This window comes from Cytobacillus sp. FSL H8-0458, from assembly GCF_038002165.1.
GTDB lineage: Bacteria > Bacillota > Bacilli > Bacillales > Cytobacillaceae > Cytobacillus.
Genome location: NZ_JBBOBR010000001.1, coordinates 3340785 through 3356518, shown reverse-complemented (window position 1 = coordinate 3356518; position 15734 = coordinate 3340785). Strand labels below are relative to the sequence as shown.

At 43.7% G+C, this 15734-nt stretch carries 15 protein-coding genes; 11 read left to right on the top strand and 4 right to left on the bottom strand.

Features of this window, described 5'->3' with window-relative positions; genetic code table 11:
• Window positions 1-95: 95 nt before the first annotated feature.
• From NYE23_RS16580 to NYE23_RS16570, 3 genes are all read left to right on the top strand, one after another.
• Complete coding sequence (locus tag NYE23_RS16580; RefSeq protein ID WP_341079362.1) at window positions 96-2486, top strand: immune inhibitor A domain-containing protein; 2391 nt, start codon at window positions 96-98, stop codon at window positions 2484-2486.
• 166 nt (window positions 2487-2652) lie between these two features.
• Window positions 2653-3777 carry a DEAD/DEAH box helicase gene (locus NYE23_RS16575; protein WP_341079360.1) on the top strand — a complete coding sequence of 375 codons (1125 nt, stop codon included), beginning with the start codon at window positions 2653-2655 and terminating at the stop codon, window positions 3775-3777.
• 127 nt (window positions 3778-3904) lie between these two features.
• Window positions 3905-5386 (top strand): amidase family protein, encoded by a 1482-nt coding sequence (locus NYE23_RS16570; protein WP_341080773.1) that lies wholly within the window; start codon window positions 3905-3907, stop codon window positions 5384-5386.
• A gap of 16 nt (window positions 5387-5402) precedes the next feature.
• Here the strand turns inward: NYE23_RS16570 and NYE23_RS16565 are convergent, their stop codons facing one another.
• Both NYE23_RS16565 and NYE23_RS16560 read right to left on the bottom strand, forming a co-directional pair.
• Window positions 5403-5834, bottom strand: coding sequence for a hypothetical protein (locus NYE23_RS16565; protein WP_341080839.1), 432 nt, complete (start codon window positions 5832-5834; stop codon window positions 5403-5405).
• A gap of 48 nt (window positions 5835-5882) precedes the next feature.
• Entirely contained in the window at window positions 5883-7409 is a 1527-nt protein-coding gene (locus NYE23_RS16560) for an FAD-dependent oxidoreductase (RefSeq protein ID WP_341079358.1), read from the bottom strand.
• Between the two features lie 207 nt (window positions 7410-7616).
• Between NYE23_RS16560 and NYE23_RS16555 the strand changes: the two genes are divergently transcribed.
• The 5 genes from NYE23_RS16555 (at window position 7617) to NYE23_RS16535 (ending at window position 13067) form a co-directional block, all read left to right on the top strand.
• Window positions 7617-7847, top strand: coding sequence for a hypothetical protein (locus NYE23_RS16555; protein ID WP_341079356.1), 231 nt, complete (start codon window positions 7617-7619; stop codon window positions 7845-7847).
• Between the two features lie 50 nt (window positions 7848-7897).
• Window positions 7898-9019: a GerAB/ArcD/ProY family transporter gene (locus NYE23_RS16550; protein WP_341079355.1), complete on the top strand. Its 1122-nt coding sequence runs from the start codon at window positions 7898-7900 to the stop codon at window positions 9017-9019.
• Window positions 9016-10605 carry a spore germination protein gene (locus NYE23_RS16545; protein ID WP_341079353.1) on the top strand — a complete coding sequence of 530 codons (1590 nt, stop codon included), beginning with the start codon at window positions 9016-9018 and terminating at the stop codon, window positions 10603-10605. Before NYE23_RS16550 ends, NYE23_RS16545 begins: the two co-directional genes overlap by 4 nt.
• The gene (locus NYE23_RS16540) at window positions 10602-11795 is read left to right on the top strand and encodes a Ger(x)C family spore germination protein (protein ID WP_341079350.1); all 1194 of its coding nucleotides are present in this window, start codon (window positions 10602-10604) and stop codon (window positions 11793-11795) included. Before NYE23_RS16545 ends, NYE23_RS16540 begins: the two co-directional genes overlap by 4 nt.
• Window positions 11796-11933: 138 nt before the next feature.
• Complete coding sequence (locus tag NYE23_RS16535; RefSeq protein WP_341079348.1) at window positions 11934-13067, top strand: trans-sulfuration enzyme family protein; 1134 nt, start codon at window positions 11934-11936, stop codon at window positions 13065-13067.
• Window positions 13068-13072: 5 nt separating this feature from the next.
• Here the strand turns inward: NYE23_RS16535 and NYE23_RS16530 are convergent, their stop codons facing one another.
• Entirely contained in the window at window positions 13073-13549 is a 477-nt protein-coding gene (locus NYE23_RS16530) for a hypothetical protein (protein WP_341079347.1), read from the bottom strand.
• 171 nt (window positions 13550-13720) lie between these two features.
• On the opposite strand from NYE23_RS16530, the gene mutM reads away from it, so the two are divergent.
• Window positions 13721-14533 carry a bifunctional DNA-formamidopyrimidine glycosylase/DNA-(apurinic or apyrimidinic site) lyase gene (mutM, locus tag NYE23_RS16525; RefSeq protein WP_341079345.1) on the top strand — a complete coding sequence of 271 codons (813 nt, stop codon included), beginning with the start codon at window positions 13721-13723 and terminating at the stop codon, window positions 14531-14533.
• 31 nt (window positions 14534-14564) lie between these two features.
• Here mutM and NYE23_RS16520 read toward each other — a convergent pair whose 3' ends face one another.
• Entirely contained in the window at window positions 14565-14708 is a 144-nt protein-coding gene (locus NYE23_RS16520) for a hypothetical protein (RefSeq protein ID WP_341079344.1), read from the bottom strand.
• A 178-nt stretch (window positions 14709-14886) separates the two neighbouring features.
• Here NYE23_RS16520 and rraA point away from each other — a divergent pair, with 178 nt between their 5' ends.
• Window positions 14887-15366 (top strand): ribonuclease E activity regulator RraA, encoded by a 480-nt coding sequence (gene rraA, locus NYE23_RS16515; RefSeq protein ID WP_341079343.1) that lies wholly within the window; start codon window positions 14887-14889, stop codon window positions 15364-15366.
• An 89-nt stretch (window positions 15367-15455) separates the two neighbouring features.
• A complete protein-coding gene (locus NYE23_RS16510; RefSeq protein WP_341079342.1) occupies window positions 15456-15713 on the top strand; it encodes a hypothetical protein in 258 nt (85 codons plus the stop codon).
• The last annotated feature ends 21 nt before the right edge of the window (window positions 15714-15734 follow it).

Sequence of the window (15734 nt, the reverse complement as noted above, 5' to 3'; positions counted from 1 at the left end):
AACAGTATTGTTAGACTATTAAAAACTTTATGTTAGTTTGATAGAATTAATCTCGCACTTCGAAAATTCAGAAAAACTAAATAGGAGGCTATAAGATGAGTAATAAGAATAAACCTTTTAAGGTTGTATCTTCCATTACAGCCAGCACGATGATGGCAGCTGCACTATTTGCGGGATCTTTTGCCGGGACAACAGCAGCTCCTTCAAAAGCTTCAGCAGAGGAACTTTCTGCACCGATTGATTTAAACATTGTGAATGAAGACCGCCTCGGAAAGGCTTTAAAAGAAAGAGGATTGATTAAAAAGGATGCTTCCTCCATAGAAATAGAAAAGGCAGTAAAGGATTACATAAATGAAAAACAAGGTGAAAAGCAGCCTGGAAGTACAAAAGATAGCCATGACCACAACAATGAATTTGACAAGAAGACTAAGGACTTCTTAACGAAACAAAAAGAAAAGCTGTCAAAGCAGCTGAATAAAGGTCATAAAAACTTCAAAAAGGGCAAACCGGACGGCTATGTAAAAGTAGATCCGGCCAAAGAAGCAAACTACAATGGTGATGTCAGAACAGACAAAGTGCTTGTGCTTTTAACTGAATTTGAAGATTTCAAGCATAACAATGTAACACAGGAAGAGGGCTACATGTACGCTGATGATTTCAGCAAAGAGCACTATGAAAAACTGATGTTTGGCGATACTGAATTTGAATTATTTAATGGAGATAAAGTAAAAACATTTAAGCAATTCTATGAAGAGCAGTCCGGAGGCAGCTACACTGTGGACGGCACTGTGTCTGAATGGCTGACGGTCCCTGGAAAAGCGGCCGATTATGGTGATGATAACCCTAACGGAGGCCATGACAATCTATCTCCCCTTGGACCTCGCGACTTAGTAAAAGAGGCTTTAAAAGCAGCTGTAGACGCTGGAATGGATCTTTCAGAGTACGATGAATTTGATCTATATGATTTAGATGGAGATGGAAACCTTAACGAGCCTGATGGATTGGTTGACCATCTCATGATTATTCACGCTGGTACAGGACAGGAAGCTGGCGGAGGTGCACTCGGTGATGATGCCATCTGGTCTCACCGCTGGACGCTTGGCGGAGTATTTGCTGTTCCGGATACAACTGCCAAGGTAGATTATTGGGGCGGAAAAATGGGCGCATTTGATTATACGATTCAGCCGGAAGACGGAGCTGTCGGGGTGTTTGCCCATGAGTTCGGCCACGATCTAGGATTGCCTGACGAGTATGATACGCAATACACCGGTCAAGGTGAGCCGGTTGCTTCCTGGTCCATCATGAGCGGCGGCAGCTGGAACGGCAAAATAGCTGGTACAGAGCCAACCAGCTTCTCACCGCAAAACAAAGAATTTTTCCAAAAAGGCATGGGTGGAAATTGGGCCAATATTATGGAAGTAAATTATGAAGATATCGATAAAAATGGCTTGGCAACAGTTATTGACCAAAGTGTAACCAAATCTAAAAACCCTGGAATTGTAAAAGTGAATCTTCCTGAAAAAGAAGTGAAGGGAATTGCACCTGCGTTTGGGGAGAAATATTACTACAGCACAAAAGGCGACGATCTTCATACCACTTTGACGACGCCGGAATTTGATTTAACAAGTGCAACAACAGCAACATTTAATGCAAAGGCATATTTTGATATTGAGTTTGATTATGATTATCTGACTGTTACTGCAAAAGCAGCCGATGGGACGAAAACTGAGCTGGATGTAATCGGTGATAATGATACAGATGGCGATGCCCGTGCTGAATCTTCAAAAGGACAATGGATAGATAAGACATATGACTTAAGCGCATTTGCCGGTAAAAAAGTTAGCCTGACATTTGAATATGTAACAGATGGAGGCTTAGCATTGGACGGATTTGCGATGGATGAAATCACGGTAACTGCTGATGGAAATGTGATTTTCACAGACGATGCTGAAGGTGTCTCTCAGATGGCACTTGACGGATTCATTGTTTCCAGCGGAATCAGCTTTGCGAAGAACCATTATTACCTTGAGTGGAGAAATCACGCAGGCTCCGATACGGCTCTTGCCCAATCAAGAGGGGTAAAATACAACACTGGTTTAGTTGTTTGGTATGCCGATGACAGCCACACAGACAACTGGGTTGGCGTTCATCCGGGAGAAGGTTTTCTTGGAGTGGTGGATTCACATCCGGAAGCCATTACCGGTCTGTTAGACGGCAAAGAAACAGTATCTCAAAGCACAAGATATCAGATTGCAGATGCTGCGTTCTCCTTGGACAAAGCACCAGCATGGGAAGTAAGCTCGCCAACCCGCGGTGATTATGACTACCCTGGCCTAAAAGGAATTTCTGTTTTTGATGATTCTAACAAATACATCAACAGTCTGATTCCTGATGCAGGACGAATTGTTCCTGAACATGGCCTGAAATTCCAAGTGGTCGGTGAAGCAAAGGACAACTCTGCCGGAGCCGTGTGGATTCACAAGTAAGATTTAAAGGTGCGAATGCCAGAAGCGGCTTCGCGCCTTTTTCTGTTAAGGGTGGACAACTTCCTGCCTATAAGCTAGTATCATTACCGATACTAGTTTTTTCCGATTTTCGGCTATACTAAATATAATTATCTGATTACACGCAATAAAGTTAAAGGAGTAACATATGACACAATCTTTTATTGAAAATATGAAGCCATTTATCCAGGAGGCATGGAAAAAGTCTGCATTTGCACAGCCGACGACCATTCAGGCAGAGGCGGTTCCTCCGGCATTGGAAGGCAGAGATATTATTGCCGAGTCTCCGACTGGAACAGGCAAGACGCTTGCTTACCTGCTGCCGGTCCTTGAAAAAATCGATCCGGATAAACAGGCGGTTCAGGCTGTCATTTTAGCCTCTTCACAGGAGCTTATTATGCAGATATTAAGCGAGATCCAAAAATGGGCTGAAGGCAGCGGGATAAAAGCCGCTTCTTTTATCGGCGGAGCCAATGTGAAAAGGCAGCTTGAAAAATTGAAGAAGCATCCGCACATCGCTTTAGGAACGCCGGGACGGGTGCTCGAGCTGATTAAACAGAAAAAGCTGAAAATGCATGAAGTCAAAACCGTTGTCCTTGATGAAGGTGATCAGCTTCTCGTTAAGGAACACACTCAGACGGTTCAAAACATTGTTAAATCTACATTAAAAGAACGCCAGGTCCTGCTGTTTTCAGCGACACTGCCGCCGGTTGTTGAGCAGCTTGCGAAAGAACTGACAGCTGATGCTGATGTCATTCGTGTCGAGAAGGATGAAACCATTCAGGCTGCTGGTGTGGACCATATTTATTTTGTGGCAGAAGCACGGGATAAAATCAAAATGCTCGAAAAGATTTCAAGGCTTGAAGACATAAAGGCACTGGTATTTGTCAAGGATATCGGCAACCTCACAGTAATGGCCGAAAAGCTTGATTTTAAAAATATCTCCTCAAGCACTCTGCACGGTGACCTGAGCAAATTTGACAGGCAGAAAGCCATCAAGAACTTCCGCACGGGCAAAACGAATATGCTGATTGCCACAGATGTTGCAGCAAGGGGGCTGGACATTAAAGGAGTTACACATGTCGTACATTTCGACTTCCCGAAGGATATGAATCAATATGTCCACCGCTCTGGAAGAACAGGAAGATTCGGCGCAGGCGGAACCGTTATTTCTCTCGTCACTGAAAGAGAAGAGCGCGAACTTAAACAAATGGCAAAAGAACTGGGCCTCACTGCTGAAAAGAAAGTCATGCGCGGCGGCCAAATCGTATAAAGATCAAACAGCCAGGTACCCACATCAATTGGTGCCTGGCATTTTTTTTATAAAAAGGAATTTCTTCTTTTCTAAGCGAATTAGTAAGTGGAGCTTTATTTCACTAAAGAATAAGGGGAAATCGATGATGGAGAATCCAAGGCTAAAGAGTTTTCATGATGACTTTTTGCTTGAAGCCACGATAGATGAAATGCAGAAAAAAATGCAAAGTGGGGAAATTACATCCAAAGAACTTGTATTAATGTATATGAACCGAATTGGACAGCTGGATAAAAACATTCATTCTGTTTTAGAACTCAATCCGGATGCCCTGCATATTGCAGCTGCTCTTGATGCGGAAAGAGAAAAGAAGGGGCCGCGCAGCCCTCTTCATGGCATTCCCATATTGTTAAAGGATAATATTGATACAGGAGACAAAATGCAGACAACTGCCGGGTCACTTGCTTTAAAGGGTCACTATGCACAAAGTGATTCATTTGTGGCTTCTCAATTAAGAAAAGCGGGAGCCGTCATTATCGGAAAAACGAATATGACAGAATGGGCCAATTTTATGACGGAAGGGATGCCGAGCGGTTACAGCTCACGTGGCGGACAGACCTTAAATCCATATGGGCCGGGGAAATTTGATGTGGGAGGTTCGAGCGCAGGGTCCGGTGCCGCTATTGCCGCTAATTTTGCCGCTGCAGCCATTGGAACGGAGACATCAGGCTCCATATTAAGTCCTGCCAGCCAGAATTCTCTCGTAGGGATAAAGCCGACAGTCGGACTTGTCAGCCGAACCGGGATTATTCCAATTGCCCATAGCCAGGACACTGCCGGGCCAATGGCGAGAACTGTAAAGGATGCCGCATTATTATTAAACGTGCTTGCAGTCTCTGACGAAAATGATCCGGTTACCCTGACAAATCAGGATCTGCAGGGGAAGGATTTTACCGCTTTCCTTGATGAAAACGGACTGCAGGGCGCACGAATCGGCATTGCCAGAGAGACATATTTTGACTACTTAAGTTCAGAGAAGCTCGCGATCATGAATCAAGCAGTAGCCCGGTTAAATGAGCTCGGTGCAGAGGTGGTCGACGAAGTAGTGATTCCTTCCACAAAAACTGAGTGGAGCTACGACGTCCTGACTTATGAATTTAAAGCGGATGTGAATGCCTATCTGCGTACTGTCGCACCCCACCTTCATATTCGCACCCTGTCAGATGTCATTGAATTTAATGAAAAGAATAGCGAAAAGTGCTTAAAATACGGTCAATCCATTCTGATTGAAGCGGAGCAAACAAGTGGAGATTTAACGGAAATGTCCTACATCTCTGCACTTGAGAAGGATATCTATTTTTCAGGAGAGCGGGGTATTGATTATGTGATGCAGGAGCATAATCTGGATGCCATCGTGTTCCCGAATAATTTTGGAGCAGGAATCCCTGCAAAAGCGGGATATCCATCCATCACAGTACCGGCCGGGTATACCCCGGAAGGAGAGCCGGTGGGCATCACATTTACAGGACTTGCCTACAGTGAGCCGCTCCTGATCAAACTTGCTTATGCCTTTGAACAGGCTGCCAGGCATAGAAAAGCACCTGAACTTGAAGTGCTGGCATCAGAATAACTGCTCCATAATTGACTCATACTACTCCTGATAAAACAAAAAAGGAGCAGATGAGAATATGGGCAGAACCAAACTTGGAAATGGCAATGCACAGCGTAATAACAATAAACACAGACCTCAGCGCACAAGCGAAGAGCTTGTTGAATTCACAACCGGAAGCAAAGAAAAGAAAGAGAACAACGTGCAGGACTGATTGAGCCGAATCCTCCTTTTTAAGGGGGATTTTTTCTTGCATCAGACGGTAAGAAAAATAAAAATGAGCTATACGGCAAAAAAACGATTTATCCGAAAATATAAAAGAGCTATATGCAAGAAAAATCCAGCTATCCGATAATAAAAGCGGGCTATCCAGCAGTTCAACATCTATAAGGCCGCCATATTTACAACGCAGGGCTCTATCCGCACATAAATGGGTGGGAACCCGATCAACGTACTGCAAATTCCACAAAAAAGACAGTCTCCCATGGAAAACTGTCTTCTTTTCTTAAAAAATAAGTTATTCTTCCACTTTCTTCAGCGGTTTGGCAGCCGGACCTTCCACGACGGTTCCATCATAGGAAAAGCGGGACCCGTGGCATGGGCAGTCCCATGTACGGTCACCATGGTTCCATTCGCATTCACATCCCATGTGGGTGCAGGTGGTATCCACAAGATGGAGGCTGCCTTCAGGATCCCTGTAAGCACCTGTCCGTTTCCCTTTAATCATCACTACGCCGCCTTCATCATTTGACAGATCTCCTGTTTCTTTTGGCACGAATTCAAGCTTCCCCTTAATCAGCTGTCCGGCTACATCTGTATTGGCCGCAATAAATTTTTTAATGCTTGGGTCAGCCTGGAATCTCGATGGCGTAAACAGCTCTGCATAAGGGTTGTCCCTTTCCATAATCTGATCCTTTATCAGCATGGCAGCTGCTGTCCCGTTTGTCATTCCCCATTTCCGGTAGCCTGTTGCGACAAAGATATTCTTCTGTTTGGATGTAATCGGGCCAATATACGGGACCTTATCAAGTGTGTATAAATCCTGGGCAGACCATCGATAAGGATAGTCGGTTATGCCGAGCACCTCTTCAGCAAAGACTTCGAGGGCATTGTAGTGCTTCATCGTATCCGGCCCATGGCCCGTCTTGTGGCTGTCGCCGCTCACTAAAATAAGCTTTTCTCCGTTATAAGGTGTGTACCTCAGCGAGCGGGTCGGTGAATCGGCACTGTAATACATGCCTCCTGGAAAGTCCTCTTTGATTTTTACGCCAAGTACATAAGATCTTTCCGGAGATAATCTGGAAAAATAAAACCCTTTCATATCTGCAAAAGGGAAGTGGGAAGCAGCAATGACATATTTGCATTTCAGGCGATGGCCATCTCTGGTTACCACATCAGGAAGACTGCCTTCTTCAATATCTGCTGCTGTTGTATTTTCATAAACAATTCCGCCCAAATCCACAAAGTCCCTAAGGAGCTTTTTCAAGTATTTCACCGGATGGAACTGGGCCTGGTCAAACATGGAAAGCACCGCAGTAGTGTTGATGTTAAACGGAATGCTGTCCTTCATTCCGTGTGGGATTCCGAGTTTTTCATAGGCTTGCCGCTCTTTATCGACTTTTTGTGCATACTCCTCTGATACAGCATAGATGATTGCTTCTTCATTACTGAAGTCGCATTCAATTTGTTTTTCCGTTATTGTGTTCCGGACGAAATTCAGTGCATCAGCCGAAGCCTGATAATAGAGCTTGGCTTTTTCCACGCCGAAGTGGCTGATCAATTCATCATATATTAAGCCATGCTGTGCCGTCACTTTGGCTGTGGTATGGCCAGTGGTGCCGTTCAGGATATTGCCGGCTTCAAGAATCGCCACTTTAAAGCCTTCCTTGGCAAGAAGGTACCCTGCCGTAATACCGGTGATGCCTCCGCCGACAATCGCAATGTCCGTTAGAGCATCTTCTCTGAGCTTGTCAAAGGCGGGAAGTTCCTCTTCCCTCCAATATGGCTCCGGATATTGGGGAGTTTTGTGGTTGGATGTCGTCATATCGTTCCTCCTACGTTATATTCATTCATAATTTTTCCTGCAAACCCTATTCCTATACAATTTCTCCTTCTCTAACCATACCCAAATAATTGTTAATTAATCAGGTGGAATGGTAAGTCGGAACCTGGACGGTTTTTTCTTTAATTCTGGATAAAATGTGCAGACCGAGAAAAGATATACAATATCCAATGTTAATGGGGTACAGTCATGATTACATTTAGCTATCTGGCCATTTTTCTGCTCTTGGCTATTTTGAGCACAATATTTGATATGAAAATATTTGATTATACGTTTTGGGAAGCTTTTAGGAATCTGCTGTTTTCAGAGATTGCCACTGGAAGAATGATTATTATTTTTACTGTTTTGATCGGATTGGTCTCAAGTACAGTGGCTGATTTCCGCCTTTTGAAAGCGAGGAAAAAGAAGCGGCCATCATAGAAATGCTTGCTTAATTGAACGTACACATCGTAAAAGGGATTGGTGATGGAATGTTAAAAGAGAATATCTCTCTCAGCCAGCTGCTGACATTGTTGATCAATTTCCTTTTAGGAAGCGCCATTGTTGTCGGAGTAGGCGGAGATGCCAAGAAAGATGCCTGGATTGCCATTGCAGCTTCCATTATATTTGGGTTTGGGATCATGCTATTCTATTACTTCCTGATCAGCAGAGTGCCCGGAAAAAATTTGTATGAGCTCATGGAAATTGGCTTCAAAAGACCGATTGCCATTATTTTTTCCAATATATATACAGTTTATTTTCTGTACCTTGCCAGCCGGGTAGTCCGGGATTTTGGGGAATTGATTGCTTCGGCCATTCTGCCGTCGACGCCAATTGAGATCATTTCGCTGACCATCTGTCTTGCCATGGCCTATATTTTATATCTCGGTCTTGAAGTCCTTGGCAGAACTTCAGAAATTTTTACCCCTTATTTATTCGGATTTTTATTCCTTCTGACCATCCTTTTATTTGCAAGCGGGAATGCCAATTTATATGAAATAAAGCCCGTGCTCGGAGATGGGCTCAAGCCTGTTTTGAAGGCGCTTTTTCCAACTTTGATCGTATTTCCTTTTGGCGAGCTTGTTGCATTTACACTTATCCTCCCGGTAGTAACGAATTTTAAATATTGCCTGCGTGTGTCATTGCTGGGAGTGGCAATTGCGGGTGCACTTTTATTATTTGCGATGTTTTTGATGATTGTGACACTTGGAGCTGATGCTTTGCTGCGTTCCAATTTTCCCATGCTGAGTTCAGCCCGTGAGGTCTCCATCGGCAATTTCATCGAAAGAATTGATGCCCTCGTTGTTTTTATCATGATGCTGGGAATTTTGGTAAAGGGGTCGGTGTTTATGTTTGCAGGATTGAAGGGCCTGGAATACACCTTCAGACTTCCGTACCGGTATTTTTCCATGCCTGCAGCCATGATTGTTTCAGCTTATTCTGTATTGATATCAGTAAATTTCGGTGACCATTGGCAGGAGGGACTTGAGATGGTCCCATACTTCCTGCATTTGCCGATGCAGTTCGGGCTGCCTTCACTTCTTTTAATCGCAGTTTTATGGACGAGGCGAAAGAAAAAGGCTAAACCTGGCACGAAGGGGATGAAGTTTTGAGTATTCTTAAATCACTTTTAAAAATGCGCAAAAAAAAGGAATACCCTGTTCATATTGAGGAAACGGCAGACCCAGGCCCGAATCTTAAAAGTATGAACCTGAAACAGCTGAAAGAAAAAATAAACGCAGAGTTCGGAAGTACGATTGATTTAAGCATGGATGAGCTGAAGACAGAAGGCAAAGATGCGCTGCTTATCTATCTTACAACCATGATTGATACTAAATTACTAAAGGAAACGATCCTGCAATCCATCAGCGGGAAAGAGGCTGGGTTTAAATTAACAACAGAGGATGATTTAAAGTCTTTATGCAAGGAGAAATTCGGAGGAGCAGGCTATCAGCTGGTTGGGTCATTCGATGAAATTATCACCTCTCTGCTTAATGGAAACATCATCATTTTATTTAATGATATGGAAAAGGCGCTTTCCCTTTCCATGGCTATCGGCGAAGACCGGTCCATAACAGAGCCAAGCACTCAGACGGTCATCCGCGGTCCTAAGGATGGGTTCGTGGAGTCAATAACTACAAATGTAAGCCTGCTGAGAAGAAGAATAAAAAACAGAAATCTCCGTTTTGAAAAATTCACCATTGGTTCTGAGACTAACACTTCTGTATACATCGGGTATATGGAAGGGACGGCAAATGAAAAGATTGTTGGGGAGGTACGCAAAAGGCTTGGCCAGATAAAGGCGAACGCCATCTTTGAATCCGGAAATATTGAAGAGCTGATTGCAGATAAATCTGCGACACCTTTTCCGCTGGCTCTGAATAGTGAGAGGCCTGATGCGGTGGCAGCCAATTTGCTTGAAGGGAAGATTGCCATCCTTGTTGATGGTACACCTTTTGTGCTGGTGGTTCCGGCTGTACTGGTCGATTTTTTTTCCATCGCAGAAGATTATTATCAAAACTTCATGATGGGAAGCTTCTTAAGAATAATCCGATATTTATCCTTTATGATTGCCTTGATTACGCCCTCCTTATATGTTGGTATTTTAACCTTTCATCACGAACTTCTGCCCACGCCCCTGCTTCTCGGGATTATTGCCCAGCGGGAAGGGGTGCCGTTTCCAGCAGTCATTGAAGTAATATTGATGGAAGTAACCTTTGAGATCCTGAGGGAAGCCGGTGTTCGGATGCCAAGGGCTGTCGGGCAGACTGTTTCAATTGTAGGGGCTCTCGTGATCGGACAGGCTGCAGCAGAGGCAGGGATTATATCGAATATTATGGTCATCATTGTCGCTATTACAGCCATCGCCAATTTTGTATCACCAACTTATAGTTTTGCTGCAGCAGCAAGGCTGTTAAGGTTTCTCCTGATTATTGTGTCAGCCATATTGGGCTTGTATGGCGTCCTGATTGTACTTGTTTTTATTGTGGCCCATCTGAGCTCTCTCAGATCTTTTGGCATTCCATATCTTTCGCCGGTGGCACCGTTTATCATCGAGCAGCAGAAGGATGTATTTTTTCGATTCCCGATCTGGAGCATGAGGAAGAGGCCGGCTTATTTAAAAACGCAGAATCCTGAAAAATTTCCAAAGACAGGTTCGCCTTCTCCTCCGCCAATGAAAGGAGAGCAGTCCAATTGAAAAAATTTGGTGTGATGTCCGCCATTTTTTTAGCGGCAATACTGCTGGCCGGATGCTGGGATCAAAGAGAACTGGGTGAAATAACCGTTGTCACAGGAATGGCTGTGGATAAGGGAGAAAACGATAAGTATATTCTGACTGTAGAAGGCATTAATGCAACTGAATTGAATAACCGCACCGCCAGCGGCTTTGCTCCATCAATTGTTTACTCTGCGGAAGGGAATTCTCTGGCAGAGCTGACCTATAGAATGAATGAAGGGATGTCCAGGCACCTGATCTATTCTCACATGCGAACACTGATTATCGGAGAGGAGCTTGCGAAAGAGGGGATTATTGACTTCATTGATTTTCTGGAAAGAAACCGGGAAATCCGTGATGATTTTAATATATTGATTGCAAGAGAAGCCAAAGGTTCTGACATTCTAAAAGTGACGTATCAATTCCAGAAATCTACATCTTTAAAGCTGCATACTCAGCTGGACACGATGATGAAGGATTGGGGCGGAGACCCGGGAGTGAGAATGAATGATGTCATTACGGCATGGACCGCTCGTGGCCGTCAGCCTGTAATGGCAGCTGTCAGGATAAAGGGTGATCCGGAGGCTGGCTCAAGTGTGGAAAATATGATGAAGGTCACCCCGGAGGCGCTTGTCGTCCTGGACTCTCTGGCAATATTCAAAGGTGATAAGCTGGAAGGATTTCTGACACTGGAGGATTCAAGAAATTACTTATGGATCCAGGATAAGCTTGATAAAACGTCGATTACTGTAAAATGCAGCGAAAACCGGTATATGGGGATGAGAGTATACGATACAAGTACAAAGATTAAAGGAAAACTCGAGAATGGAAAAGCAGACATTCATATAAAAATTAGAGCAGAGGCATATATTGACGGGACTCATTGCAATGATCAGTTTGATAAAGCGAAGACATACGAAGAAAATGGAGAAATTGCCCAAAAGCAGATCAATGATATGGTTACAAAAACGATTAAGAAGGTCCAGCAGGAGTATGGTACCGATATTTTTGGTTTTGGTGAAGTGGTGCTGAGACAGGATTATCAGAATTTCAAAAAGGTCCAGAATAACTGGGATGAAAAATTTGCTGATGCGGATATACATGTAGACACAACACTAATCATTCGGCGGACGGGCATCAGGACTAAAAGCTTTCTGAAGGAAGTAAAGTAGAATAAAGTAGAGTAGAGACCCTTTCATTCATTGACGCATAAAAGCTGTATTGATATAATTTTTTATAAATTCAGCTAATTTTCATTAAAAGGTCTGGGCATTTCTCCAGACTTATTTCTATTAAAGGGGAAAGGCCAAATGAATTTCGAAACTTCTGTTCTGCATAGAAAAAATAATAGCAATCGCAAAATTAAAAGTAAAGTCACACCAATCTATCAAACCTCCGCTTTTGCTTTCAGCGATCTTGATGAGCTGGAGGGATTTTATCAGGGGAACGGCAATTATCTTTATTCAAGGGTCGGAAATCCGAACACAGATGAGCTTGGTGAATTAATTGCCGGCCTTGAAGGAGCACCGGCCGGGACAGCAGCTTCATCAGGTATATCTGCCATCCTTGCGGGAGTGCTGGCTGTGGTCAAAAGCGGCGACCATATTGTGGCTGCCGATGACCTGTACGGAGGCAGCTTCCATTTAATCAAGGAAGAGCTGACACAGCTCGGTATAGAAGTAACCGTTGTGCCTTTTTCTGATGCTCATCAGGTGGAGGGGGCCATAAGGGAGAATACAAAACTTCTATATTCAGAAAGCATCACAAATCCTTTATTGCGGGTGGAAAACCTTGAAGATGTCGTCCGCCTGGCGAAGAAGCATCATCTAGTTACCCTGATTGATAATACATTTGCCACTCCCTATCATTGCCAACCCTATTTGAAAGGCATTGATCTAGTCGTCCACAGTGCAACCAAATACATAGGCGGACACAGTGATATTACTGCAGGTGTCCTCGCTGGAGATGAAGAGCTGGTTGGAAAAGCGCACGGTAAAATTGTAAACCTCGGGGCAAATTTAAGTCCGTTTGAAGCCTGGCTGACCTGCAGGGGAGCGAAAACGCTGGCTCTCAGAATGAAGCAGCAGTCTGCCAATGCCAGAAAAACGGCAAGGGCATTGGAGCAAAACCAGGAAGTAAAGAAGGTCTATTATCCTTTTCAGCACGGCGAAGAAGGGTTCGGTGCCATTGTCACGATTGAATTATCTGATCGTGCTGATGTGAATAAATTTTTTAAAGAACTTGGATGGATTAAAATTGTGCCGACACTTGCGGGTGTTGAAACGTCTGTATCTCATCCTCTGACAACATCCCACCGGGCACTGCCTCCTGAAGTATGCAAAGAACTCGGCATTACCAAGCAGGTGGTAAGGATATCCATCGGTATTGAACATGCGGATGATATTATTGCACAGCTGAATGAGGCTGCTAATCGGAGCCTGTGATGATTTTAGATGCTCTCAAGCTGGTCAAACAGCAAAAACTTCAATAAAACAAAAAAGATAACAGTTAAGATGAAATTTTTCAGGCTGAATATCAACTTGCCGTCCTTGGGCAAAACAATGCCCATTGAAACCAGATACCAGAACCATTTCTTGTTGGTTAATCTATCAGGATTAGAGAATTCCCCCTGCTTTGTCTTTTTATTTTCATGACGGGCCCAGAGAAGCACAACGATGATATCAAGACAAGAGCCTATGGAAATGGCTGTAATCACAAAAGTATTGGATGGCTGCCATTTTCCTTCATTCTCAGCTGCTTTCTTTTCCTGATTGTGCTTCTGAATGAAAGCAGAAGAAATTTCTGAAGGCTGTTCCTGTTGAAAAGTGGGTGTGAAAGAGACAGCCGCAAAAATTAAACTGCCTAATAATGCAATATAAATGATAAAAAACATTAAAGCCTGATTGCTGGAACGGTTCTTTTGCATATGGAAAAACCTCCCTTAGGAATCATCGTACCATTTCAAACATCAAAATATTGGAAACCATTGTTACGAAACATTGAACAAATGAAAAAATTGATTGTGCAGTTTTTAGGAATGAGATGAATCCTTCCATTAAATACTAAGATAACAGAATTTTAGGAAGGAGCTGACACCATGCCTGAGCTTCCGGAAATGGAAACCTACAGAAGGCTGTTAACGGAGAAACTGGTCCGTAAAGTCATTACTGATGTAGAGGTAAACCGTGAAAAATCAATCAATGTGCAGCCTGCCCAATTAAAAAGTCAGCTGATTAATGTGCAAATAACCGAAATCCAAAGAAGAGCCAAGCACCTTATTTTCAAGTTGAGCTCCGGTAAAAACCTGCTGCTGCACCTTATGCTCGGTGGCTGGATGTATATCGGCAGCGAAGCGGACAATCCTGAGCGAACCAAACAGGTTATTATTTCTTTTGGTGATAAAAAGCTTTATTTTATTGGACTAAGACTTGGCTATCTGCACTTGCTGACAGACGCTGAGGCGGAAAAGAAGCTTTCCGGTCTGGGACCGGAGCCTCTGGATCACACGCTGGGATTTCCGGCCTTTCATGAACTGATCAGAAGCAGAAGGGGAATTCTGAAAACAACATTAGTCAATCAGAAGTTTCTCTCGGGAATCGGCAACTGCTACAGTGATGAAATCTGTTTTGAGGCCGGACTGCTTCCAATGAAAAAAGCAGATGAATTGGATGAGGATGAAATAAAAATCCTGTATCAGTCCATGAAGGGCGTATTAACCCGTGCCATTCAGTTTGGAGGCTATATGGAAGAGTCTTTGTTTAAAGGAGATGCCAAAACCGGGGGGTATAATGAGCAGTGCAGGGTCTATGACAGAGAAGGAGAGCCATGCCTCCGCTGCAGCAGCCCTATAGTGAAAGAAGAAATATCTTCACGGAAAACGTTCTATTGTGCAAATTGTCAAAGCCAGTAAAGAGGCTGCCAATTCCGGCAGCCTCTTTTCACTAGTCTTTCGAATTACTCTGAATCCTGTCAACAGTCGTGGAATCGCGGGAATCCATTGCACCTTTTAGAAAATGGACAAGCATAAATCCGACAAGCCCCAATGAAACAATAAAACCGATTGTAATAGCCCACATTAAAGCCATCCTTTAACCTCCCTTTTCTTTAGCGCAGAGTTTCCTTACTAAAAGATATATGCCTGAAATCTGCAATCTTTCCCTTTTGATTATGAAAATAGGAAGGGAACAGGCTGCTGCATATCGAAGTATTGAAAGATGGCATAAAGAGGTTTACAGCCAAAAGCGCTAAAGGAGGAGATCTCTTTTGGATTTTAAAACGGCAGATTTATGTGATGATCACAGCCAGGAGCTGCGTATTTGCCAGCAGGAGTTTAAATCTTATGGGCAAAAAAGAAAGTTTTCCGGTCCCATTTCTACGGTTAGAGTGTTTGAAGATAACGTGCTGGTAAAAGAGGCACTGGAGTCAATTCCAGAGGGAAGTGTACTGGTGGTGGATGGCGGCGGTTCGAAAAGGTGCGCACTAATGGGTGATCGGCTTGGTGAGATTGCTCAATCAAGAAAGCTTGCCGGTGTGATTATTTATGGATGCGTTCGGGACACAGTGGAGCTTGGAAGCCTCGATACAGGCATCCTGGCACTTGGCTCAAATCCTTTGAAGAGCCGAAAAGAAGGAAAAGGGGACCGCAGCATTCCTGTCACGTTTGGCGGGATTGACTGGAAACCGGGTGAATATGTATATGCAGATGAAGATGGTGTGATTGTCTCTTCTGTTCCACTTTCTTAAAGTTGAACACCCGCTACTGAGCGGGTGTTTTCTATCTTTGGCACTTTCCTGCTTAACACAGAATACCGTATCTAAAAGGGGTGCATAGCATGATTATAATCTTTTTACTTTTATGGGCAGCCGGTATTTATCTTTTGTTCCGCAGCAGGAATGAGGAAGAACAACACTTGGTGCTGAAGCTGATTGGTTATTATCTATTAGGAACATTTACTTTTAGCTTTAATGGCATTGTTTTGCCAGTGGGTTTTTTGATCAGTTTATTTCTAAAGCCCGGGCAGAACAGGAGCGTGAAGCGAGTCTCTGCGATCTTTGGGCTGGTAATAATGCTCCTTGGTCTTTTTATATAGATGCAACTAAATTAGCCCGAA

Bases quoted from the DNA above. Each gene is read 5' to 3' on its own strand.
- mutM (WP_341079345.1), top strand. From the start codon at position 13,721: ATGCCTGAGCTTCCGGAAATGGAAACCTACAGAAGGCTGTTAACGGAG.
- NYE23_RS16555 (WP_341079356.1), top strand. From the start codon at position 7,617: ATGATTACATTTAGCTATCTGGCCATTTTTCTGCTCTTGGCTATTTTG.
- NYE23_RS16580 (WP_341079362.1), top strand. From the start codon at position 96: ATGAGTAATAAGAATAAACCTTTTAAGGTTGTATCTTCCATTACAGCC.
- NYE23_RS16575 (WP_341079360.1), top strand. From the start codon at position 2,653: ATGACACAATCTTTTATTGAAAATATGAAGCCATTTATCCAGGAGGCA.
- NYE23_RS16570 (WP_341080773.1), top strand. From the start codon at position 3,905: ATGGAGAATCCAAGGCTAAAGAGTTTTCATGATGACTTTTTGCTTGAA.
- NYE23_RS16560 (WP_341079358.1), bottom strand. From the start codon at position 7,409: ATGACGACATCCAACCACAAAACTCCCCAATATCCGGAGCCATATTGG.
- NYE23_RS16520 (WP_341079344.1), bottom strand. From the start codon at position 14,708: ATGGCTTTAATGTGGGCTATTACAATCGGTTTTATTGTTTCATTGGGG.
- NYE23_RS16550 (WP_341079355.1), top strand. From the start codon at position 7,898: ATGTTAAAAGAGAATATCTCTCTCAGCCAGCTGCTGACATTGTTGATC.
- NYE23_RS16535 (WP_341079348.1), top strand. From the start codon at position 11,934: ATGAATTTCGAAACTTCTGTTCTGCATAGAAAAAATAATAGCAATCGC.
- NYE23_RS16510 (WP_341079342.1), top strand. From the start codon at position 15,456: ATGATTATAATCTTTTTACTTTTATGGGCAGCCGGTATTTATCTTTTG.
- NYE23_RS16530 (WP_341079347.1), bottom strand. From the start codon at position 13,549: ATGCAAAAGAACCGTTCCAGCAATCAGGCTTTAATGTTTTTTATCATT.